Annotated in this window: 20 protein-coding genes; 8 read left to right on the forward strand and 12 right to left on the reverse strand. The window is 69.0% G+C overall.

Features of this window, described 5'->3' with window-relative positions; all coding sequences use genetic code 11:
- The first annotated feature begins 92 nt into the window (after positions 1-92).
- Together QHF84_RS32825 and QHF84_RS32830 are read left to right on the forward strand one after the other, a co-directional pair.
- On the forward strand, positions 93-1,397 hold the full coding sequence (locus tag QHF84_RS32825; protein ID WP_281317436.1) for a protein phosphatase 2C domain-containing protein: 1,305 nt from the start codon (positions 93-95) through the stop codon (positions 1,395-1,397).
- Positions 1,366-2,517 (forward strand): hypothetical protein, encoded by a 1,152-nt coding sequence (locus QHF84_RS32830; protein WP_281317437.1) that lies wholly within the window; start codon positions 1,366-1,368, stop codon positions 2,515-2,517. Before QHF84_RS32825 ends, QHF84_RS32830 begins: the two co-directional genes overlap by 32 nt.
- Positions 2,518-2,776: 259 nt before the next feature.
- On the opposite strand, the gene QHF84_RS32835 is transcribed toward QHF84_RS32830, so the two are convergent.
- On the reverse strand, positions 2,777-4,285 hold the full coding sequence (locus tag QHF84_RS32835; protein WP_281317438.1) for an NAD(P)/FAD-dependent oxidoreductase: 1,509 nt from the start codon (positions 4,283-4,285) through the stop codon (positions 2,777-2,779).
- 93 nt (positions 4,286-4,378) lie between these two features.
- Between QHF84_RS32835 and QHF84_RS32840 the strand changes: the two genes are divergently transcribed.
- Positions 4,379-5,689 carry an MFS transporter gene (locus QHF84_RS32840; protein ID WP_281317439.1) on the forward strand — a complete coding sequence of 437 codons (1,311 nt, stop codon included), beginning with the start codon at positions 4,379-4,381 and terminating at the stop codon, positions 5,687-5,689.
- A gap of 1 nt (position 5,690) precedes the next feature.
- Here QHF84_RS32840 and QHF84_RS32845 read toward each other — a convergent pair whose 3' ends face one another.
- Both QHF84_RS32845 and QHF84_RS32850 read right to left on the reverse strand, forming a co-directional pair.
- Positions 5,691-5,954 (reverse strand): hypothetical protein, encoded by a 264-nt coding sequence (locus tag QHF84_RS32845; protein WP_281317440.1) that lies wholly within the window; start codon positions 5,952-5,954, stop codon positions 5,691-5,693.
- Entirely contained in the window at positions 5,951-7,429 is a 1,479-nt protein-coding gene (locus tag QHF84_RS32850; protein ID WP_281317441.1) for a VWA domain-containing protein, read from the reverse strand. The genes QHF84_RS32845 and QHF84_RS32850 overlap by 4 nt, the downstream gene beginning before the upstream one ends.
- A gap of 173 nt (positions 7,430-7,602) precedes the next feature.
- Here QHF84_RS32850 and QHF84_RS32855 point away from each other — a divergent pair, with 173 nt between their 5' ends.
- The 3 genes from QHF84_RS32855 (at position 7,603) to QHF84_RS32865 (ending at position 11,553) form a co-directional block, all read left to right on the forward strand.
- Positions 7,603-8,886, forward strand: a complete 1,284-nt coding sequence (locus QHF84_RS32855) for a hypothetical protein (RefSeq protein WP_281317442.1) — start codon at positions 7,603-7,605, stop codon at positions 8,884-8,886.
- A 126-nt stretch (positions 8,887-9,012) separates the two neighbouring features.
- Positions 9,013-10,185 (forward strand): ferritin-like domain-containing protein, encoded by a 1,173-nt coding sequence (locus QHF84_RS32860; protein ID WP_281317443.1) that lies wholly within the window; start codon positions 9,013-9,015, stop codon positions 10,183-10,185.
- Between the two features lie 261 nt (positions 10,186-10,446).
- Complete coding sequence (locus tag QHF84_RS32865; RefSeq protein WP_281317444.1) at positions 10,447-11,553, forward strand: transposase; 1,107 nt, start codon at positions 10,447-10,449, stop codon at positions 11,551-11,553.
- Positions 11,554-12,269: 716 nt separating this feature from the next.
- On the opposite strand, the gene QHF84_RS32870 is transcribed toward QHF84_RS32865, so the two are convergent.
- The 9 genes from QHF84_RS32870 to QHF84_RS32910 all read right to left on the reverse strand — a co-directional run bounded on the left by QHF84_RS32870 (position 12,270) and on the right by QHF84_RS32910 (position 20,156).
- A complete protein-coding gene (locus tag QHF84_RS32870; protein ID WP_281317445.1) occupies positions 12,270-12,851 on the reverse strand; it encodes a sigma-70 family RNA polymerase sigma factor in 582 nt (193 codons plus the stop codon).
- On the reverse strand, positions 12,848-13,117 hold the full coding sequence (locus QHF84_RS32875) for a hypothetical protein (RefSeq protein ID WP_281317446.1): 270 nt from the start codon (positions 13,115-13,117) through the stop codon (positions 12,848-12,850). The genes QHF84_RS32870 and QHF84_RS32875 overlap by 4 nt, the downstream gene beginning before the upstream one ends.
- Complete coding sequence (locus QHF84_RS32880; protein WP_281317447.1) at positions 13,114-13,437, reverse strand: hypothetical protein; 324 nt, start codon at positions 13,435-13,437, stop codon at positions 13,114-13,116. Before QHF84_RS32880 ends, QHF84_RS32875 begins: the two co-directional genes overlap by 4 nt.
- Complete coding sequence (locus QHF84_RS32885; protein ID WP_281317448.1) at positions 13,437-13,775, reverse strand: transcriptional regulator; 339 nt, start codon at positions 13,773-13,775, stop codon at positions 13,437-13,439. Before QHF84_RS32885 ends, QHF84_RS32880 begins: the two co-directional genes overlap by 1 nt.
- Positions 13,776-14,199: 424 nt before the next feature.
- Positions 14,200-14,619, reverse strand: a complete 420-nt coding sequence (locus QHF84_RS32890; protein WP_281317449.1) for a hypothetical protein — start codon at positions 14,617-14,619, stop codon at positions 14,200-14,202.
- 205 nt (positions 14,620-14,824) lie between these two features.
- Positions 14,825-15,715 carry a hypothetical protein gene (locus QHF84_RS32895; RefSeq protein WP_281317450.1) on the reverse strand — a complete coding sequence of 297 codons (891 nt, stop codon included), beginning with the start codon at positions 15,713-15,715 and terminating at the stop codon, positions 14,825-14,827.
- Positions 15,716-15,718: 3 nt separating this feature from the next.
- Positions 15,719-16,612, reverse strand: coding sequence for an isoaspartyl peptidase/L-asparaginase (locus QHF84_RS32900; RefSeq protein ID WP_281317451.1), 894 nt, complete (start codon positions 16,610-16,612; stop codon positions 15,719-15,721).
- Positions 16,613-16,614: 2 nt separating this feature from the next.
- Positions 16,615-19,284, reverse strand: coding sequence for a cyanophycin synthetase (gene cphA, locus QHF84_RS32905; protein WP_281317452.1), 2,670 nt, complete (start codon positions 19,282-19,284; stop codon positions 16,615-16,617).
- Positions 19,281-20,156, reverse strand: coding sequence for a cyanophycinase (locus QHF84_RS32910; protein WP_281317453.1), 876 nt, complete (start codon positions 20,154-20,156; stop codon positions 19,281-19,283). The genes cphA and QHF84_RS32910 overlap by 4 nt, the downstream gene beginning before the upstream one ends.
- Positions 20,157-20,271: 115 nt before the next feature.
- On the opposite strand from QHF84_RS32910, the gene proS reads away from it, so the two are divergent.
- Together proS and QHF84_RS32920 are read left to right on the forward strand one after the other, a co-directional pair.
- A complete protein-coding gene (gene proS, locus QHF84_RS32915) occupies positions 20,272-21,834 on the forward strand; it encodes a proline--tRNA ligase (RefSeq protein WP_281317454.1) in 1,563 nt (520 codons plus the stop codon).
- A 45-nt stretch (positions 21,835-21,879) separates the two neighbouring features.
- The gene (locus QHF84_RS32920) at positions 21,880-22,527 is read left to right on the forward strand and encodes a hypothetical protein (RefSeq protein WP_281317455.1); all 648 of its coding nucleotides are present in this window, start codon (positions 21,880-21,882) and stop codon (positions 22,525-22,527) included.
- Positions 22,528-22,784 lie beyond the last annotated feature (257 nt).

Raw genomic sequence — 22,784 nt, forward strand, 5'->3', positions numbered from 1 at the left:
GGCCGGTTTTTCCACACAACCCGCGGGCGGTTCGTAGTAGAAAAACCGAGGGGGCGTCCGGTACGTCGCGCGCCGCCCGGGGATCTCCGCCCATGCAGCTTTGGACCGCGATCGCACTCGCCCTCGGTGTCGTCCTCGTCGGAGCCGCCGGTTTCCAGCTCGCGCGGCCCAAAGCCTTGCCCTCGGGCGGCAAAGGAGAAGGCAAAGGGGAAGGCGGCAAGGCGGACGACGCGCCCGAACCGAGCGCCGGCGCCCGCCTGAGCAGCCCTGCGTCCGAGCGCACGAGCAAGCCCGCGCCAGAGCGCACGAGCAAGCCTGCGTCGGAGCGCACGAGCAAGCCCGCGCCGGAGCGCACGAGCAAGCCCGCGCCGGAGCGCACGAGCAGGCCCGCGCCGGAGCGCACGAGCAGGCCCTCCTCGGAGAGACTCTTGCCGAAGATCGCCGAGCCGAACGAGGACGAGGACGACAGCGAGCTCACGGTCATCACGTTGAGCATGCCGCGCCTGTCGGACCTCTCGAAGGACGACGATCGCGAGGTGGAGGAGCACCCGGACGCACCGGCGAAGGCCATCGTCGTGGACGACGACGCAGCCGCGGACGAGCCGACGCGCGCCTCGCCGTTCATCCTCGTGAGCGCCGCGGGGCAGACGGACAAGGGCCAGAAGCGCAAGAACAACGAGGACAGCTACGTCGTCGTCGACGAGCACGGCCTGTTCGTGGTGGCCGACGGCATGGGCGGGTACGCAGGCGGCGAGATCGCCAGCGCGCTCACGGTCGAGGTGATCGAGAAGGCGTTCAAGACGCAGAAATTCGAGGGCCCGGCCTACGACAACGTGCCGCGAAGGGGCCAGGAGCTCGCGCGCAGCATCCAGATGGCGAACAAGGCCGTCTTCGAGAAGGCCGCCGGGGATCCGATGCTGAAGGGCATGGGCACGACGGTGGTGGCCGCGCGCTTCTCACTGAACAAGCAGCGCCTCTACCTTGGGCACGTGGGTGACAGCCGCTGCTATCGGCTGCGCGAGGGGAAGCTCGAGCAGATCACCACGGATCACACGATGGCCGCGCTCGGCTTCACCGGCCCCGCGTTTGCACATCGCCTGAACCGCGCCGTGGGCACGCAGCCATCCGTGGAGATTGATCTCATCATCGGGCGCCCACGCCCCGACGATGCCTACCTGCTTTGCTCGGACGGGCTTTCGAAGATGGTGCCCGACGAGGAACTGCGGCAAATCCTGGTCGAGACCAAGCATCCGCAGCAGGCGATCGACAAGCTGATCGCCCGCGCCAACGAGAAGGGCGGGCACGACAACATCACGGCGATCCTGGTCTGCGTGAAGTCGCCGGCGGAGTACATTCGATCGCTACGTGAAGCCCCGACGGCTGAGCAAGCGAGCTGAAACGATCGTCGGCCGATGGGCACTCGCCGTGTTCGGCGCGCTGTCCATCGGGGCAATGTCGTTCGTGGCCCTGCACGATTTCAGCGGGCCCGCGATCACAGCCGCCGCGCATCTCCCCGCACTCTCCTCGGTCCGGCCCCCGGAGGCACCAAACGCTGCGCCGGCGGCGGCCGCAGAGCCCGAGGAGCGGGCCGATCGCAATCTCTCGCGCGAAGGCTACACGCTCGTCTCCGCAGGCGCGCTTTTCGTGCCGTCGTCGTTCGCGTCGGCCGATGGCACGTTCGATCTCGTGATCCATTTCCACGGCAACGCCGAGCTCGTCGCGGAGAGCGTGGCCGCAGCAGGGCTCTCGGCGCTCGTGCTCGTGGTGAACGTCGGCGTGGGTTCGGGCGCATACGACACGCGATACGCGGCACCCGGAATGCTCGATTTCGACCTCGGGCGGGTCGTCGAGACAGCGGCCGCACGAGGGCTCCGCGGAGCACGCCTCGGTCGGCTCGCACTCTCGGCATGGAGCGCCGGCTACGGCGCGATCGGGCGGATCCTCGCGCGAGAGGAGGCGTTTTCACGCGTGTCGGCCGTGCTGCTCTGCGACGCACTCCACTCGAACTTCGCGGACAAAGGCAGCCGCGAAGTCGACATGGAGCGCATCGCGCCGTTCGTGCGTTTCGCTCGCAGCGCCGCGGGAGGAGAAAAACTCTTCGTGATGACGCACTCGGAGGTCGGCGAGTTCCGGTACGCAACCACGACCGAGACCTCAGACGCAATCCTCCGCACCCTCGGGCTCGACCGATCCCGCACAATCGGCTGGCCCGACCGCCCAAGTTTTCCCCTGGCACGCGCCGTCATGTCGACCGAGCGCTGGCTCGAGCAACGCAGCGAGGCGCAGCGCGGCGATCTACGCATCGCAGGGTATCGCGGCTTCAAGGAAGACGACCACATCGCGCACCTCGCGCAGATGTCATCGACCGTGCTCCCTGCGCTCGTCGAGTACTGGCGTCGGCAGGGCCGAGCCTGCGTCTCATCCGGGGGCCGCTGCGCTGGGGCGTTGCCCCAGGCCCCACCGGGGCTATCCGCCCCTGGACCCGGACCAGCGCAAGCGCTGGACCCAGGACGATGAACTGCGCGATGCGCAGTTCATCGCACAGGTCAGGTCAAGACCAACGACGACCCTGCCAGACGGCAGCGCTGACGTTTCAGCCGGCAACGTGCCGCCGCGTGCGACGACCTTCATGGTCTTGCCACCGGCCCGTTGGAAAAACTGCGCGGAGCGCAGTTTTTCCACCTGAGGTCCAGGGCTTGCCCTGGTTCGGGTCGAGGGGCGAACAGCCCCCGCGGGGCCCGGGGCAGCGCCCCGGCGCGGCGTCGGCCTGAGGGCTCTACCCCTCGTCCCGCAGCGCTGCCTCTGCCGCGTTTTTGCCGCAGGCGCCGTGCACGCCGGCGCCTGGGTGTGTGTATGAGGAGCCGAGGTAGAGGGCGCGGATCGGCGTGCGATAGCGGAAGTATGGGAACACGGGGCGGAAGAAGAGCTGGTGCTGGATTTGCGCCGAGCCGCCGCCGAGATCTCCGCCGACGAGGTTCTCGTCCATCGCTTCGAGATCCGGCGGCGTGACGATCACGCGCGCGAGGATGCGCTTCTTGAAGCCTGGCGCGAGCTCCTCGATGCGCGTCTCGATTCGATCGGCGAATGATTGCTTCACTCGCTCCCAGCCGCCTGGCACTGCCGGTGGAACGCGCGAGTAAGCCCAGAGCGTGTGCTTGCCGGCGGGTGCGCGTGTCGGATCTGCGACGGATTGCTGCCCGATGACGAGGTATGGATCCTGCGGCAGCTCGCCGCGGCGCACCTCGGCTGTGAAGCGCGCGAGATCGTCGAGGCTGTCGCCTGTGTGCACGACGGCCGAGCGCGCGGCGTCCTCGCTCGACCATGGCACGGGGCCCGAGAGGGCCCAGTCCATCTTGAACGTGCCGAAGCCGTACTTGAAGTTGCGCATCGACTCCACGAGGGGCGTTGGCACGAGGTCCGGATCGAGCAAGCGCAGGTACAGCGCGGGCGCTGAGGTGTCGGCGATGATCGCGCGATCGGCCTCGATCTCCTCGCCTTGCTCCGTCACCACGGCTGCGGCGCGGCCCTCGCGCACCACGATGCGTTTGACGCGCGTCCCCGTCCGCACCACGCCGCCGAGCTCTGCGAGCCGTTCGAGCAAGGCCCGCGTGATCGAGGCTGCGCCGCCCTCCGGGATGGCGAAGCCTCCGCTCGACGCGAGCATCGCCAGCATGAAGCCCACGATCGCGCCGAAGGGATCGTCCGGTCCGACGTCGGTGTGCAGCGCGAGTGCCGGGATGATGCGGCGTGCGGCTTCGGTCCGAAATGTCCTTTCTGCGTAGCCTCGGCCGCTCGATGCGGCCACGGCTGCGAGCCGGAGCAGGTTTGCCGGACCGAAGCGCAGCATGGGCCCGACGGCTGGCAGCGTGGACAGGAGTGCGTCGAGTAGCTCGTCGCGCGTTCGCGCGTGCCAGCGCGCGAGTTTTTCCCATGCGGGTCCGTCCTCGCCGAGGATCCGCTTGCTCGCTTCGAGGTCGCGTCCGATGGCGGCGCAGGTGCCGTCCTTGGCGGGATGGGCGCTGTCGAGGGGCGCGTGGCGCCAGACGAGGCCGACGTCGGGCAGGTCGAGGGGGAGCAGGGCGGGGCTTGTGGGGCCGAAGGGGAAGAAGGCGGCGCCCACGTCGTGGAGGAAGCCGGGCAGGGTGCTCTCCTCGGTCCAGACGGCGCCGCCGGGCCGGCGCTGGGCCTCCAGCACGAGCACGGACCACCCGGCCTGGGCGAGGTAGTTGGCAGCGACGAGTCCGTTCGGACCTGCGCCGATCACGATCGCGTCGGGGGTGATCATGGAGTTTTGTGTAGCACGGTAGGAAGGGCCCTGGGTTCGTCCGCTTGTGATCCCTAGCGGCCGGGGCGCCGCCGCGCGTAACCTCGGCAAACGATGAGCCAAGGCCCTGCTCTGCCCTCCACGTCCCTTCCGATCGAGCGAGGTGAGCCTGCTGCCCTCGTCGAGGACGCTGCCACGCGCCGCGGACGGTGGACCGCGTGGGCGCTCACGTGGGTGTCGTACGCGACGTATTACTTGGGGCGCAAAGGGATCAGCGTCGCGAAGGCGCCGATGATGGAGAGCCTCGGCAAGGACGTCTTGCGCAACGTCGAGACGGCGTACCTCGCGGCGTACATGGTCGGGCAGTACGTGAACGGCATGCTCGGCGATCGCGTGGGCGCGCGTCGGCTCGTGGGCGTCGGCATGCTCGTCTCGGCGGGCGCGTGCCTCGTGTTCGGGGCGTCGAGCGTGGGGGTCGCGTTTCTCGTCGCGTTCCTGGTGAACGGCTTTGCGCAATCGTCGGGCTGGCCGGGCAACGTGAAGGCGATGGCCGAGTGGACCACGCCCCAGAATCGTGGCCGCGTGATGGGCGTGTGGGCGACGTGTTATCAGGTGGGCGGCATCGTCGCGACGTGGTTCGCCACGTTCATGCTGAGCCTCTACGGCTGGCGCGCGAGCTTTTGGGGCCCGGCGATCGCCGTCGCGCTCGTCGGCGTGCTCGTGCTCCTGTTCCTGAAGCCGGGTCCGGGCGCGGTGGTGGTCCCGGTCGCGGGCGCGGCTCGGGGGGCGGAAGCGGAGGCGGAGGCGCAGGCGGTCGCGGCGGCCCAGCGGGCGGAGCGGAGCCGCGTGCTCCGGAGCCCGACGGTCTGGTTTTACGGCGCCTCGTACTTCGGGATGAAGCTCATCCGCTATAGCATCCTGTTCTGGCTACCGTTTTACCTGACGACGGCGCTGCATTATTCGAAGACGGGCGCCGGGTACATGTCGATCTCGTTCGAGGTCGGGGGCGTGCTCGGCACGATCGCCATGGGGGCGATGTCCGATCGATATCGCCACATCTCGCGCTCGTTGTTCTCCGCGGTGTGGCTCGTGCTGCTCGCCGGCGCGATTTTCCTGTATGCGCGCCTCGGCGCCGCGGGCACCGTCACCAATTTCGTCGTGATGGCGCTCGTCGGCGCGCTGCTCTTCGGGCCGGATTCGCTGATCAGCGGCGCCGCGGCGCAGGACGCGGGCGGGAAGTACGCGGCCGGCACCGCATTGGGCGTGGTGAATGGCGTCGGCTCGATCGGGGCGATCCTTCAGGAGTACGTCACGCGGGGCGTGAGCGAGCGCTACGGGTGGGACAAACTGTTTTACGTCTTCGTCGTGCTGGCCGTGTTCTCGGCGGTATGTCTGATCCCGACGTTCCGCCCGCGAAAGGCGTGAATCACTCGCATTCCTTGTACGACTCGCCGAGCGAGCACCAGGCGGCCTCGCAGGACGCCCGATCGCCGCCCTGTTCGAGCTTCTTCGCGGCCACGCAGCTCTGCGAGCTCGCGCAGGCGCCGCTCTCGCCGCACGTGTTCGTCACGAGGTCCGCGCAGGTGAAATCGCTCGGGCAATCCCTCTGGCCCTCGTCGGAGCATCCGGCCATCGCCACGCACGCGAGCACGAGCGCGCCGAAGAGAGCCCGCAAAATGCGTGTCTTCATGGCGTCCCCACGGCAAGTCCGAGGTTTTGCCCGAGCTTCTGGAGCAGGGCGATTTCCCGCTTCAGGTTCTCGTCCGGCAGGGCCGCGTCCGCGCTCGTGAGCCGCGCGATCGCCCCTTCGAGCCGCGTGGTCGCGTCCTCGGCGTCGAGGCTGCTGGCGTAGTAATCGCCGCAGAGACGCTTCAGCACGAGGTATTCGTTCGTCACGGCGAGCGTCCGCGCGATGTGCGGGGTCGGGAGGAGCGCGTCCGTCGGCCCCGGCAGCGTCTGGAAGGGCAGGCGCACCGGGAGCGTGTCCTTTTCGAGGACGCCCTCGGGCGTCTGGTACGCGATCGTCACCGAGCCCGCCTCGATCGCCTCGCCGGAGACGAGCGGCTCGAGGTTCGCCCCATCCAGCCGGAGCACGATCCCACCTTTGCGTTTGCTCAGGAACACCGTGCTGACGCTGAAAAGCTCGCCGCTGCCGTGCTCGCCGATCTGCGGCACGCCGTACACGGCGGAGACCTCCGTCCCCTCGGCCGCCGCCATGGACACCTCGAGGTCGTACGCAATGGGCGTCACCAGGAAATCGAGCTCCTCCTCGAAGATCGGCTTCACGTCCTCGGCGCCCACGAATCGATAATTTCCGCCGCGCAGGTGGGCGATCTGGTCGACGAACGAGGCGTCGAAGTTCGAGCCGAAGCCGAAGAACGTGAAACCGATGTCGATGGCCGAGGCCGCGTTGACCATGGCCTGGAAGCTCGAGGCGTCGGTCGCGCCGACGTTCGGCATCGCGTCGGTGAACACCATCAGCCGCGAAAGTGTGTCGCTGCGCACGTGCTCGTCGATCACGGCATAGCCGAGTTTCATGCCCTCTTCCATCGACGTCGAGCCGCCGGTCTCGATCTCGTCGATCGCCTCGTGCAAGGATTCCTTGTCGGAGACGGGCGTCGATTCCAGGATCGTGTTCGCGTCCGAGGCAAACTCCACGATGGCCACGCGATCGTCGGGACGGAGGTGGTCGACGAGCGCGTGCAGCGCATCTTGCACGTGCGAGAGGTTTCCCTCCATCGAGCCGCTCGTGTCGATGACGATGCCGAGGTTCAAGGGCTTGCGGACGAATTCGTCCTCGCGGATGTTCGATTGCATGCCGAGCTGGACGAAGATGTCGCGCGCGTCGTCGTCGAGGCCGACGTCGAGCCCCGCCGCCGTATCGATGCAGAGGGGTTTTGCGCAAGGCGCGGGGGCCGCGAGGGCGAGGTCGTGCTCGGAATAGAGGCCCTCCGGGGTGAAATCGTCGAGCGTGGGGACGCCGCCGGATTCGATGATGCTGCGCGCGAGCCCGATGTCCTGGGCGCCGCCGGGCGTGGCCCCGAGGAAATCGCCCCCGGCGGCATACCCGCCGCCACACCCCACGGGCGCGGCAAGGGTGAGCACGAAGGCGAGGGAACGAAGCGAACGAGGGATCTTTCCCGTGAGCGGGGTTCGTCGATGCATGTCGATTCCAATCCAAGGCAAGGGTTTTCCCGACGCAGGGGCATTCCAACCGGCGTCGGGTCTCGTGATGGAATCCTGCGCGTAAGGCGGTGTCAAGGTGCACGGCACGCCGCCGATTGGGCAAGGTGGGCCATCTCGGTTACCATGGGGCCTCGGAGGTCTTCATGGTATCCTTGCCTTCTCGTCTTGGTCCCACGCTTTGCGCGCTCGGCGCGGCCGCCGTCCTCATGGCCCCCGGCGAGGCGCGCGCCGACGATGACATCCACTGGTTCTCGCCCGGGCTCATGCTCTCGCTGAGCTTCGGCGACAAGATCAACTTCGGTCTCGGCCTCGACGCCCGGTATTCGCTCGTCTTCCTCGGAGATACCAGCTGCTTCGCCGGCCCCCGCGCCGGCATCGGCGCATTCGCGCAGGCGTCCTGGCTGAACTTCTCGGCCGCGGGCCGGTTCGCGGCGGGCCTTCATGGCGGCGTGGATCTCCGGCGGACTCCGATCGGCGCGAATGCCGAGGTCGGCTGGACCTATCGCACGGCGCTCGCGGGAGAGCACCCGGGCGGCCACGGGATCCACGTGGGCCTCGGAGCCATCGGCGCCGAGATCGTCGACCTGGCCTTCCGCGGCACGATTCCCATGCCAGGCGACGAGAGGAAGCCGGAATTCACGGTCGCCTTGGGCGCCCATTTTCCGCCCATGTACGGGGAACCGGGCGTGTGCGTCATCGGGCGGCCTTTGCGCGTGAACGGCCGATACGTCTTGCCAGGCGTCGCCGGAAAACCGCGTCGCGGGAGCGCGCGCCGGGCGAGGATCGACGAGACCACGCGGGGCGCGCTCGCGCGGGCCTTTCAGGACGACGCGCGCGGGGAATGCGCGTCGATTCCGGCATTTCTCGCCCTGGCGCGGGATCTCGCGGCGGTGGGCGCGCCGCGGGACCTCGTCGATCGGGCGCTCGCCGCGGCGGCCGACGAGGTGCGGCACACGGAGTCATGCGCATCGATTGCAGGGGATTTCGCGTCGATGACGCTCGTGCCCGAGCGTTTGCCGTCGCCGCGGCCGTCGGGGCTCGATCGAGGGCGGGAGCTCGCGCGCTTGTGCGTCGAGTCCTGGGAAGACGGCTGCCTCGGCGAGGGCGCCGCGGCGGAGCGGGCGCGAAGGCAGGCGAGGGGAGCGAAAGAGCCGGGCATCGGCGCGGCGCTCGGGGCGATTGCGGAGGACGAGGCGCGGCACGCGGAGCTCGGGTGGCGGATCGTGGCGTGGTGCCTGTCGGAGGGCGGGAGACCGGTGCGGGAGGCGCTGGGCGAGGCCGTGGCGGCGTCGCCGGAGGGGCCGGCGCGGGAGGAGGTGCCGGAGGCGGAGCCTTCGGCCTGGCGCGCCCATGGAAGGATCGGGCAGCACGATATCGACGCGGCGTGGGAGAAGAACCTGCGTTTGGCACGGAAGACCGCGGACGGGCTGCTGTGAGCCTTTCCGTGACGTGATTGTCAGGGGGCCGCGAGCGGCGGCGCCTCGAATTCGGGCCTCCGTGCGGAGGGCACGCGCCGTGCATTCGGCCCCGGCACCACCGGGAAACCCCCCACGGAGGCCTCGATGAATCCTGCGCACGTATTCCGCCGCTCGCTCGCCCATCGTCTTTTCGCCCTGCTCGCGCTCCCGGCCGTGGGCGGATGCTTCGTCGGCACGAGTTGTCCCGACAATGACGAGCCCATCGCCGGCGAGCGATGCTTCACCTGGCCGCCGGAAGACGCAGGCGCCGGCGGCGCCGGCGGCGGGAGCGTCGATCCGCTCGTGTGCCCCTCGCGAGAGGAAGCGACGACGCGGCTCAATGACCAGTTCTTCGCATCTCACACGGTCAAAAGCGACGGGACGCTGAAGAACGGTGAATGTTGCTATGCCACCGAGTTCATTCCCTATTGCGAGGGGCGGCCGTACCTCGTCGACGAAGTGGCCCGCACGGCGCCCGCGATCCGCAGCCGCGGGGATGGCGGCTGGGGCGCCGAGACCTCGAGCGGCCCCGATGTGGCGGGAATCGAGCCCGACCTCCGCGCGGCACTCGCAGCAGAATGGACGCGCGACGCGCTCTTCGAGCACGCGTCCGTGGCATCCTTCGGGCGTTTCGCAATGGAGCTTCTCGCCGTGGGCGCGCCGGCCGAGCTCGTGGAAGAGGCGCACCGGGCGGCGCTCGATGAAGTGCGGCACGCGCGTCTCTGCTTTGCCCTGGCGAGCGCTTACGCAGGCGAGCCCGTCGCGCCAGGGGCATTCCCCTTCGGCGGAGCAGCGGAGGTCGTGGCAGACCTCGCGTCGATCGCAGCGCGCACCGCAAAAGAAGGATGCATCGGCGAGACGATCGCAGCCGTGATCGCGGCAGAGCAATGCGCGAGGGCCGAGGATCCCGCGGTCGCCGAGGTGCTCGCCGGGATCGCAGCCGACGAGGCGCAACACGCGGAGCTGGCCTGGCGCACCGTGGCGTGGGCAATCCGCGTGGGCGGCGAGCGCGTGCGGGCAGCGGTGGAGGAGGTCTTCGCGGGGCTCGGGCAGGGCGCCGTGGTGGACGCAGGCAGCGCCGCGGATCCGCGGCTCGCAGCGCACGGGCGCCTCGCAGGGGCGGCGCTTGCCGAGGCGACGGCGCGGGCCATGACGGAGGTGGTGCGGCCTGCGGCGGGGGTGTTGCTCGGGAGCGTGGCGCCGGGGTTTCACCCCGGACCCGAGCAGGGGCTGTCCGCCCCTGCACCCGGACCAGCGCAAGCGCTGGACTCGTGGTAGTGGCCGGATCCGGCCAGGCGTCCCCAACTGGCCGGTTTTGAACCTCATCCCCACGCCCCACCCCGAGACACCCGATCGCGCTGTCCGATCCTCGCGATCGGTAGGACACGTAATGTCCTAGTTCGTCGCGGAAAGGCCTCAAAACAAGGGCCGTTCGTGATAGTATGTGCTCATAAGTTGAGCCGCTTGGACAGGTAGACCGCAGCAACGCGCGAGGGTGCGCGGGCGCGGTCCCACGCGAGCGGCGGGGACGAGGGCACCATGGCGAACGTGCTCCCGGACGAGAAGCGCTTGCGCGTGCTCGCGGCGCTCGTCGACGGCAACAGCGAGCGCGCGGTCGAGCGGATGACGGGGATCAACCGAGAGACGGTCGGTCGCCTCGCGCTCGCCTTCGGACAGGGCGCGACGAACCTGCACAACCGCCTCGTGCGTGACCTCTCGTGCTCGCTCGTGCAGGTAGACGAAATCTGGTCGTTCGTCGGGAAGAAGCAGGCGCGCGTGACCGCGGAGGACGCGCCCGGCGTCGGCGAGGCGTACACGTTCGTCGCGCTCGACACGTCGAGCCGCCTCGCGATCTCGTGGCACGTCGGGCGCCGCGACGAGGACAGCGCTCGCACCTTCATGGCCGACGTGCGCGCCCGGCTCGTGGTGATGCCGGCGATGACCTCGGACGGCTTCGCCCCGTACATCGCCGCCGTGGGCGCGAGCTTCGGGCCCGGCGTCGACTACGCGCAGACGGTCAAGAACTACACGAAGCGTGGGCGCCGCGAGGGGCCGGCGGATCATCGGTACGAGCCGCCCCGTGATCCCTTCATTACGAAGAAGCCCGTCTTCGGCGCACCGAACCTCGATCGCGCGAGCACGGCGTACATCGAGCGACAGAACTGCACGATGCGGCACTTCATCGGCCGCATGCGTCGGCTCTGCCTCGCGTTCTCAAAGAAGCTTGCGAACCATCGCGCGGCGATCGCGTTGGCCTACGTCCACTACAACTTCTGCCACGTGGTCTCGTCGCTGCGCGTCACGCCTGCAATGGCCGCGGGGATCACGGATCACGTGTGGGATCTCCCCGAGCTGCTGGACGCTCTGCTCGCGGCGGCGCCGTGCGCGCCTCCGGAGAAGCAACTACTCGCGCCGCGCGTGCCAGAGACGACGGCGCGCGAGCTTCCGAACGGGCGCGGGTTCCTCCGCGTGGTCGACGGTGGGAAGGCCAAGCCGAGCGACGCACCGCGGGCACCTACACCGCCCGCCGCGCCCCCAGCGAGGGTCGCGACGGGGGAGCCTCCGCGCGAGGAGCTACCGCCACGTGGAACGCAGTTGGAATTCGATTGGCGCCCGAAGCCGCGGCAAATGGACTTGTTCGACTAGCCAGCGTGACAGGTTAGTGTGTCACGCTTCGAACGAAGCCGGCATACAGGATTTATGTGACGAGCGGGCGAGCGTGCGCTATGGAGCTGTACGCGTTCGTCTCGGACTGGTCCGGACAGGCGCGGTCACCACGCCCAAGCAAAAGGACGCGGCGAGCACGATGGGGCATCGTGCCCTGGGCAAGTTGACCTAGATATACGTACACGAATCAAAACGTCAAGACGAACCTTTAGCTACGCCTAAAAAGCGTAGGGCGAGTAACGAAGACGTTACCGCCTCCGCGACTCGCCCTTATCCGTTTGGGTTGCCGGATATGTGGCGAATAGCACGACGTGGTGCTTCGTCAAGGGGGTTGGTGTGTTCTTCGCCTCGCTCGCCGAGGAGAAGATCCGTTGGCAGGCAAAGATAAGGCCCGTTCGTCGGGCTTCGCGTTTCGCTGGTCTTACCGCCACCCCCGCACGGGGCAGACCGTATATCCGAGGCACGGGCGACCCTTCCCGATCCCGATCGGCCAGAGGCGTCGCCGGTACCATCCCCCGCCACCGGAGCAACTCGCTCTGTTCCCGGTGGAGGTGCTGTTCCCGCCGAAGGCAACCCGCCCGCCGCGTGCCCCCACGAAGGTGCGCACGGCGCCGACAGCGCGAGGACGGCGGTAGGGACTGGTAGAGGGGAGCAACGGGCGCCGCGAGCTTCGGCTCGCGGCGCCCGTTGCCTTTTCAGCGCGTCCGTTTTCGGGACCAGCGGGGCCGCCCGTATCTCGCGGCGAGCTGCCGTCGGGCGGTCGCGGTCGCGTTGTAGACCGTGTGCAGATCGATCCCGAGCTGCGCGGCGATGTCCTCCGCGCTCTCCCCCTGCACGACGAGCAGAAGGACCCGCATCGGCCGAGCCTTCGATCGAACAAGGGTGCGCAGGATGCGCCGGGCTTCCGCGATGTCCTCCGGACGCGCGGAGGGATCGGGAAGATCGTGCTCTTCGTCGATCGGGTCGTGACGGGCGTCCCTCCGGCGCAGCCCGGCGGCGTGGTTGCCGGCCACGCGCCACGCGATGGTGACGAGCAGCGAGCGGATCACAACGTCGGGCGGATCGGTGTACGTGCCGCGGACACGCCCCTCGTCCACCATGCGCCAGAGCACGAACAGCGAGTCTTGCATCACCTCGTCGACGTCGGCCTCGCCGAGCACTGGCCATTTCGCGTGGAGGTAAGAGCGAGCGAACCCGCGGTAGGCGTCGAGGTCGCGCGGCGTGGCCTCGACGATCGGCTCGCCAGGACGATCGGGATCGTGGCGATACCGGATCACAGCGCACCTCCGGAGATCCCGAGCAGGGTGGCCAGATCCATCCCGGCAACGTGCGCGACGCGGGAAGCGAAGTGGACCGACGGGCGGATCGCCCCGTCGCGCACCGCACGCACGTACTTTCGCGCGTAACCCAGCGCTTTCGCGCAGCCGCGAACGCTGGTCCCCTTGGCGAATCGATCGAGCCTCGCGCGGACGCGGGCGGCCTGCTCGTCTGTGAGCACCGCGGGGATGCTCGGCGGCTCGCGGTCCTGGTCGTGCTCGCTCATGACGCACCGCCTTTCCGGCGCGGCGACGCGACCAGCACGAGGGACGGCGCCTTCTTCGGCGGGGCCTTCCCGGCGAGGGCATCGTCGAGCGAGAGCCCAACGGCGCGCGCGATGCTCCGCGCGAGCGCCATGTTGCCCGGCTCGGTGCCGTCCAGGAACGCGAGCACGACCGAGCGCCGGTGGCTCACGGCGTGCGCCACGGCGATCCAGGTCCCGTGCTCCCGGAAGAGGTGGCGGAGCAAGGCGCGGAGGTTCGCCCGCTGGATCTCGATGAGGTCTGAGCCGCGGAGCGGGCGGACGCGGTACTTCGATCCGGTCATCACGCCGCCCCCTTCCGCCCGCACGTCGGGCAGGCGTCGGCGTCGCGGAGACCGGGCCGGAGCAGCTCGTCGACCGTGAGGCCGACTGCGCGAGCGACGCGGTACACGAGCGTCGGCGTCGCCCGGTTCGGTTGGCACGCGGCGCCGACGAGGGTCTCCGAGGCGTATCCGGTGACGGCCCCGAGGCAGGACCAGGAACCGAACGCTCGGCGCAGGTTCCGGAGCGCCGCGCGGATGCGGCTCTGCTCGGCGGGCGGGAAGTGGGCTTTACGGGTTCGCTTGGGTAGACGGATGCGTTCTTGCCCCTCGTGCGAGGGACGAATAAGGGTGAGCGTCACGATCGTGACCTCCGTTCGAGAGGTTGCGGTCGAGAGGCTCCGGGGGTCGGCAAACCCTTCGGGGCCTCGCCTTCTTCAGGCAAGCCGCATCCTACGGCGCCGCGATCGTCATGCGATCGAACCCGGCCACAATCGCTCAAAACCGGCCACTACCGGACTCGTGACGATGAACTGCGCAATGCGCAGTTCATCGAACAGGCCCGGTCAAGACCGGCAATGCCCCTGCCAACCAAGACCGCCACGCTGACACTTCAACGGGCAACGTCCTTCCTGGTCTTGCCACCGGCCGTTGGAAGAACTGCGCATCGCGCAGTTCTTCCACCAAAGGTCCAGCGCTTGCGCTGGTCCGGGTCGAGGGGCGGACAGCCCCCGCGGGGCCCGGGGCGGCGCCCCGGCGCGACGGCTGCCTGCTGAAATCTCCGATTCACGCGCGGCGGGCGCGATCCGCTGCGATGAAGGCGCGTGCTTCGGCTTCGGATTCGACGAAGACGAAGCGGGCTGCGCGGGGACGGAGCACGCGCATGGCGTGGTCGAGCATCGTCAGGAGGGTGCGGGCCTGGAAGGAGGCGCCGTAGCTGATGACGGCGGCGATTCGGTCGAGGGGTAGGCCTTTGACGAGGGCCTCGCGGGCTTCACGCGTGGGCATCCCGCTCCCCCGCGCATCACGCAGGATGTAGATGCCCCGTGCCCGCGGGAAGGTGGCGAGCGCGTCGAGGAGCTCTTTTACGTGCTCGCGTGTGATGTCCCCATCGATGCGCGTGTGCAGCACGTCCGGCGGCTCGACCCACGCGAGATGCGGCCCGATGCTCCGCCGACCGCTGGCGTCGTCGTCCGTGGACCCCATGAAAGCAGACTGTATCCGGCGTTTGCGAGCGTTGCGACGGAGAGCAGGGTATCGACTGGTAAAGCTGACGGTGGTGCTCGCGTGGGTCGGGGAGGCACCCGTCAGCGCGGACGGGGGGCCAGTGAGGGGCGGCGGGGCGTCCGTCAGGTCGGATGGGTGGCGGTGGACTCGTCGGGGGTCGGGCCCCCCGGTCTTCTACGGACGTTCACCCATTCAAGAACACGGCCGCGCTCTTCGCCAGGATCATCACCCGCTCCGTCGGCTTCCCGTCGAACACGAGCACGTTCCCTGCGTCGCGATATCCGCCCCCGCCCTGCCTCGCAGGCACCGACAGCTCCGCCGCCGACTTCCGCTCGGCTGGCCCGAAGACCTCGATCTCGTCGCCGTCGTTCACCACGATGGATAGTGGTTCGTTCCAGTCCTTCGCCGTCCCGCCGAGCTGCGCGACCACGAATGCGTCGTCGTCCACGAGTGCCGTGCCGGACTCGTCCTCCACCAGGAACACGCCCGCCGCGCTCATTTCCTCCACGGTCACGGCCGTCACCGCTTCGACCGGCGTCCGCCCCGTCGAGACCATGCCCACCGTCTGCCGCTTGCGGCGCTCCAGGAATGCCGCCACCGGTTGGCCGAGCGGACCCTTGACCGGCGTGATCACGCGCACCCGGCCGCGCACTCGACAGACCCCGCTCGCCGACCCGATCGGGGCCGCCGCGGGCGCAGAAGCAATGCGCGCTTGCAGGGCGCGCAGGCGCGCGCGAAGGCTCTTGATGCGCGCGCCGATGAAGGATCGATAGGCCGCGTAAATCGCACCCCAGAGCACGACCTGCACGCCGATCAAGAGCACGACCAATTCGACGGTGCCGGCCCCGTACTCGTGCGACGTGAAGAACGTCAGGATGAATGCAATGATCGCGGCCCACCGGGCCCACGGATCCATGAATCCCGCGAACGTCGGGTGGCCCAGGAACACCGCGGGCGGAGAGAGGGCCGGGACGCCGGCCTTGTCCACGAGCTCGAGCTTGCAGCGGAGGCACTTGTCTCCGCCCAGGCCCGTGTCACCGCATTGCGGACAGGAGAACGGAGGCTGGTTGCGCATGGTCTATCCAACGAGCAGCGCGCTCGCCATGTTTCGATTGGAAGCAATCGCCTGCCCGTCGCGCGAGGCCACGAGCAGGCCCACGTCGACGATCTCGGGGAACTTCGCAATGCCCCGCTGGGCCGCGCGCGCGGCGGGGATGCCTTCTTCGAGCCAGTCGTAGACCGTCTTCGAGAGGAATCGCCGCACGATCTCCTCGCCCACGCCCGTCGCGGCCACCGCGCCCGCCGGGCCCGCGTACACGCCGCAGCCCATGAGCGGCGAGTCGCCCACGCGGCCCTTCAGCATGTACACCGTCCCGCCCGTCGACGCGGTCGCCGCGAATCTGCCCTGGCTGTCTCGCACGACGGCGCCCACCGTGTCCTGGAAGGGCGCCTCTCCGCCGAAGTTCCACAGCGATTTCCAGTCGATCGTGAGCCACGGCGCCGCGTCCGCCGCATAATCGCCGTCGCCCTGGCCCCGGAGCTCCGCCATCGCCCGCGCATGCTTGGCCTGCGCCTTTTCCGTGAGCGGATCGTACTCCGGGAACCTGTGCGCACGGGCGAACTGCGTGGCGCCGTCCCCCACGAGCAGCAAATGCGGCGTTTCCATGACCTTCGCCGCGACGAGGATCGGATTCTTCACCCGCTGAATGCAGGCGACCGCGCCAAACCTCGCGTCGCTCGTCATCACGGATGCGTCCATTTCAATGGTTCTTCCATCGAAACGCAGGTTCGAGCCCGTCCCCGCATTGAAGCGCGGATCGTCCTCCAGAATGACCGTCGCCGCGAGCGCCGCTTCGAGCGCGTCGCCGCCGCGCTCGAGCACCGAGCGCGCCGACTCCGCGGCCTTCACGCAGCCGTCCGAGAATGCATGCGGCGAGGCCGCGCCCCCGTGCGTCAGAATGGCGTATTTCACGTTCAGGCCTCGTCCGGCAAGGAAGGCAGGTGCGAGGTGCGCTCCTTCCCCCAGTAAATGACCTGCTTCCAGCAGGCCGTGACGTCGTCCGCGAACACCACCACGAGATCGCCGGGCCGCGCCATCGAGAGCGCCGTGTCCACGGCCTCCTTCTCGTCGAGCTTCTTCAGGATGTGCTCCTCGCTCTTGCCCGCCTCGCGCGCGCCCTCCGCGAGCAGCGACGCGATCTCGCCAGGCTTGCGACCCCTGCGCGCCGCGTCCTCCTTCGCGATGACGACGTCGAACGCGCGCGCCGCCTCGCGGCCGACCGCCCGGATGTCGTCGTCGCGCCGATCTCCCGCGGCCATGAGCACGCCGATCGCGCGCTCGCGACGGAGGCCGAGGACGAGCTCGGCCATCTTCGCCATCGCCGCCGCGTTGTGGCCGTAGTCGACGATCACGCGGAACGGGTGCTCGTCGAAGACGTTGCAGCGGCCGGGCGCCTGGAAGAACGAGGTCGTGAACGTGCGCAGGCCCTGGCGGATGTGCTCGAGCGACACGCCCATCGAGAAGGCGATCGCCGCGGCCGCGAGCGCGTTCTCGACGTTGAACTTCGCCTTGCCCTCGAACGTCGCAGGGACGAGGTGCGTCCACGTGACCGGGACATGCCGATCGCCGTCGTAGATCGTGATCATGTCGCCGTTGACGCCCTGCTCGATCACGACCGCGCGGCCGCCCGCGCGCACGTGCTTGCGGACGGTCTCGTTCGAAGGCGAGCGCGAGAACCACATGATGCGGCCGCCCGCCTTGTCCGCCATCTCGCGCACGAGCTCGTCGTCCGCGTTGAGCACGCTCGTTCCGCCGTCCCGCACGACCTCGACCACGAGCCGCTTCACGAACGCGAGATCCTCGACCGTCTCGACGCCCGCGAGGCCGAGGTGATCGGCCGAGACGTTGAGCACCGCGCCGACGTCGCACCGATCCCAGCCGAGACCTTCGCGAAGAATGCCGCCACGCGCGGTCTCCAGCACCGCGGCTTCCACGGTCGGATCCGTGAGCACGACGCGCGCGCTCCACGGGCCCGTCATGTCGCCCTTCAGGATGCGCTCGCCGTCGATGTAGATGCCGTCCGTCGTGGTGAGGCCCGTGCGCTTGCCGCTCATCTTGAGGATGTGCGCGACCATGCGGCTCGTCGTGGTCTTGCCGTTCGTGCCGGTGATCGCCGCGAGCGGGATGCGCGCCGGCGCGCCGTTCGGAAAGAGCATGTCGAGCACGGGCGCGGCGACATTGCGCGGCGTGCCCACGGTCGGCGAGACGTGCATGCGGAAGCCGGGCGCCGCGTTGACCTCGACGATGACGCCGCCGTGCTCGCGCACGCTCTTCGAGATGTCGGGGCAGATGAGATCGATGCCCGCGACGTCGAGGCCGACGACCTTCGCCGCGCGCACGCTGACGTCGATGTTGTCCGGATGGATCACGTCGGTGCGATCGATCGCGGTGCCGCCCGTGGAGAGGTTGCCCGTCGAGCGCAGCGCGAAGACCTGGCCCTCGGGGAGCACGGTCTCCAGCGTGACGCCGGCCTGGCCCATGAGGCGGTTTGCCTGATCGTCGATCTCGATCCGCGTGAGGACTTTTTCGTGGCCGACGCCGCGGCGCGGGTCGCTGTTCACGACGTCGACGAGCTCCTTGATCGTGCTCTTGCCGTCGCCGACGACATGGCCGGGCACGCGCTCGGAGACGGCGACGACCTCGCCGTTCACCACGAGCACGCGATGATCCTTGCCGGGCTGGTAGGTCTCGACGAGGACGTAGCTCGAGAGGTCGTAGGCCTTGTTGTAGGCGTCGCGCACGGCCTCGGGCGTCGTGAGGTTCAACGCGACGCCGCGTCCGTGCGAGAGGTCCATGGGCTTGACGACGACGGGGTAGCCGATGCGCTCGGCGGCAAGGGCGGCCTCGTCGGCGGAGTAGACGCGGTCCTGGTGCGGCACGGGCAGGCCCGCGCGTTCGAGCAGCGAGTTCGTGAGCTCCTTGTCCTGCGCGATCTCCACGGCGATGTGCCGCGTCTCGCTCGTGACCGTGGCCTGGATGCGCTTCTGGTGCGTGCCCCAGCCGAACTGCACGAGGCTGTGCTTGTTGAGGCGCATCGTCGGGATGCCGCGGCGCTTCGCTTCGTCGACGAGGCTTCGCGTCGAGGGGCCGAGCGCCATGCGCTCCGCGAGCCGCGCGAGGTCCTCGATCTCGGCGTTGAGGTCGGGGACGGGCGGGAGGTGATCGGGGAAGTGAGCGGGCAGGAGGCCCTGCAAGTAACGCAGCGCGAGCTCGCCCGCCTTACGACCGACCGACTCCTCCTCGAAGCTGTAGACGACGTGGTAGACGCCCTCGCGGTGCGCCGTGCGCGTCTTGCCGTACGTGACGGGCGTGCCCGCGAGGCACTGGAGCTCGAGCGCGATGTGCTCGGTGATGTGGCCGAACCACGTGCCGTCGTGGAGCCTGCGGATGAAGCCGCCGGGCTCGCCGTAAGAGCAGCCGTGCTCGTGCAGCGTCGGCACGTCGGCGAGCAGCCGATCCACGAAGCCGGGGATCTTGTTGCTCGGGTATTGCTCGAGCTCCTCGAGGTCGAGGGTCAGGCGAATGACGGGGCGGTAGCCGTAGAGGTTGGGGCCGCGGTAGACGCGCGTTTCGAGCAGTTTCACGGTGCCTCTTTGCTGCGAGATGGCCACGAGGGCAGGCGGCCGTCGATGTCGTAGCCGCAGCCCTGCGTGAGGACGTGGACGGACAAACCGAGCAGCGCCGCGGACGAGTTTCGCGGGACCTCGTGGATGTCGGTGTGCTGGATCTTCGAGCCGTCGATGACGGTGACCGTGCCGCGGCCGATGACGTCCATCTTCTTGTCGGAGCGCAGGACGATCGCCGTGTCCTCGTCGATGCCGACGCCGATCAAGAAGGGGTTCATCGCGACCGCGGAGAAGAGCCGGCCGATGCGATGGCGCTGCGCGAAGTGCTGGTCGATGACGAGCTTGCGCGTGAGGCCGAGGCCCGGCGCGAGCATGACGAGCTCACGGCGCGGGGCGTACCCCTTCTTGCCCTGCGCGATCATGTGGTCGCAGAGGACGCTCGCGCCCGCGGAGGTGCCGGCGACGACGCAGCCGCCCCGGTGCGCGCGTCGGATGGTGCGCGCGAGCTCGGTGCCGCCGAGCATCGTCACGATGCGGCCTTGATCGCCGCCCGTGAAGAAGACGCCGGTCATCTCCTGGATGAGCGCGAGCGTGCGCGGATCCTCGCCGTCGGCGCGCGTCTCGATCCGGACGACGTGCACGTCGGCGCCGAGCTCGCGAAAGATCGCCTCGTAGGTCCCCGCCATCTCGGCGGGGATGCTGGAGGCCGTGGGGAAGACGGCGATCCGGGCCTGCTTCGGGCCGCCCGCGTGACGGACGACTTCACGCAGGACGTTCCGCGCGCCGACTTTGTCCTCTGCACCGCCGATGGCGATGAGGGGTCCGCGCTGGAGATGGCCATCTCTACCGTGCGCGCCGGGCGCGCTCGCTTCGGGCTTGTCGTGGGCCAAGGCGCGCCACGGTTATCACGGTTCCCGTTTTTCGCGGAGGGGTTTGGGGCGGCCCGCGTTCGCTTGTTCGCCCTCTCGCCGGAAAAGTGATAGAGGCGGCCGCGGAGGAAAGACCGTGGCCAAGAACGACGCCCCGAAGACTGCCATCAGCCCGACCCGCGCCGAGGACTACGCCGAGTGGTACCAGCAGGTCGTGCGCGCCGCCGATCTCGCCGAGAGCTCGCCCGTGCGCGGCTGCATGGTGATCAAGCCGTGGGGCTACGCGCTCTGGGAGAACATCCAGCGCGAGCTCGACCGGATGTTCAAGGCCACGGGCCACAAGAACGCGTACTTCCCGCTCTTCATCCCGAAGTCCTTCCTCGAGAAGGAAGCCGAGCACGTCGAGGGGTTCGCGAAGGAGTGCGCGATCGTGACGCACCACCGCCTCGTCGCCGGGCCCGAGGGCGGGCTCGTGCCGGATCCCGAGGCGAAGCTCGAAGAGCCGCTGATCGTGCGGCCGACGTCGGAGACGATCATCGGCGCGGCGTTCGCGAGCTGGGTGCAGAGCTACCGGGATCTGCCGCTGCTCATCAACCAGTGGGCGAACGTGGTGCGCTGGGAGCTCCGGACGCGGCTCTTCCTGCGGACGGCGGAGTTCCTCTGGCAAGAGGGGCACACTGCGCACGCGACCGAGGAGGAGGCGCGCGCCGAGACGAAGCAGATGCTCGACGTGTACGCGACGTTCGCCGAAGAGTTCATGGCGATGCCCGTGATCAAGGGGCCGAAGACGGCGAGCGAGCGGTTCCCCGGCGCGGTCGACACGTACGCGATCGAGGCGATGATGCAGGACCGCAAGGCGCTGCAGGCCGGGACGTCGCACTTCCTCGGGCAGAACTTCGCGAAGGCGAGCGGCATCAAGTTCCAGACGGCGAAGGAGACCGAGGAGTACGCGTGGACGACGTCGTGGGGCGTGTCGACGCGGCTCGTCGGCGGTCTCGTGATGACGCACGCGGATGACGACGGGCTCATCCTGCCGCCGCGGCTCGCGCCTGCGCACGTGGTGATCCTGCCCGTGCTGCGTGGCGACGACACGAAGGCGAAGGTGATGGAGTACGTCGACGCGGTCGCGGCGGAGCTCAGGAGCACGAGTTATGGGGGCCGGCCGATCGAGGTCGAGGTCGACAAGCGCGACATCCGCGGCGGCGACAAGCAGTGGGAGTGGATCAAGAAGGGCGCGCCGATCCGCATCGAGATCGGTCCGCGCGACGTCGACGGGAACGTGGTGATGGTGGCGCGCCGCGATCGCGGGCCGAAGGACAAGGCGACGCTCGGGCGCGCCGAGCTCGTGGCGAAGATCCCCGAGATCCTGGCCGACATCCAGAGCGGCCTGCTCGCGAAGGCCAAGCAGCACCGCGCCGCGAACACGAAGCGCATCGACGACATGAAGGACTTCGAAAAGTTCTTCACGGCGAAGAACGAGGACAAGCCCGAGATCCACGGCGGCTTCGCGCTCGCGCACTGGTCGGGCGAGCCCGAAGTCGAGGCGCATTTGAAGGACAAGTTCAAGGTCACGATCCGCTGCATCCCGCACACGGGCATCGACGGCGTGGCCGACGCGAAGGACCTTCAGGAAGAAGGGCGCTGCATCGTCTCCGGCAAGCCGAGCCGGCAGCGGGTGGTGTTCGCGAAGTCGTACTGAGGTTGTCCGACGCGGAAGCGCCCGCCCCTGGTAGACTCGGGGGCAATGTCTCAACTCGATGACGTCGTGGAGCGTGTCCGGGTCGACGCGGATGCGCTCTATGCGTTCGTGCTCTCCCGTCGTGGCGATCTCGTCACGAAAGGTGGGCCGCGGGAGATCCCCGAGGGAGCGCGGAAGACGCTCTCGTCGGCCGCAGACGTCGTGGCAGGCACGGATCGGGTCGTCCTGGTCCGGCTCGCACACGGCGAGCTCGTGCCCCGCGCCGGCACGCTGGCACTCGACTGTCACGTCGGGGTCGCAGCAAACCGGGCCGTGCTCTGTCTCGTCGTGCGAGGCGGCACGGAGGCGCGGCGGGTAACGAACGCACTCCGGATCGGCCTCCGCGCGATCGAGCCGATGATCAACCGCGCAGCAGCGATGGTCGGACGGGCGGGCGAGGCGGCGCCCGCCGCGTCGAGCAAGAAGCCGCGGCGCGGGCGGGACACGTCGCCAGACATCGCCGTCGAGCCCGCGCGCAGGCTCGGTTCGGACACGATCGACGCAATCGAGAAGGAAGTAGCGGTGTCGGGGCCCCACGTGCCGGAGCCGCACATCCCGCGCGACGTCCTACGAACGACGCTCCCCTACGGGAGCCGCCAGGCCACGCCGCCACCCGAGCCTGCGCCTGCGAAGGCTCCGCGTAAGAAAGGCTAGCCTGGAAGGCGTTTCGCTGGGGCGTTGCCCCAGGCCCCAGCAGGGGCTGTCCGCCCCTGCACCCGGACCAGCGCAAGCGCTGGACTCGGGGTCGATGAACTGCGCGACGCGCAGTTCATCGAACGGGTCAGGTCGAGAACGGCGACGACCCTGCCAATCAAGACGGCAGCGCTGACGTTTCAACGGGCAACGTGCCCGTCGTCAGCTTGAAACGCACGTTGATGGTCTTGCCACCGGCCGTTGGAAGAACTGCGCGG

Origin of the sequence: Polyangium sp. y55x31 (genome assembly GCF_029946505.1) — a bacterium.
In the GTDB taxonomy this organism is placed as follows: domain Bacteria; phylum Myxococcota_A; class Polyangia; order Polyangiales; family Polyangiaceae; genus Polyangium.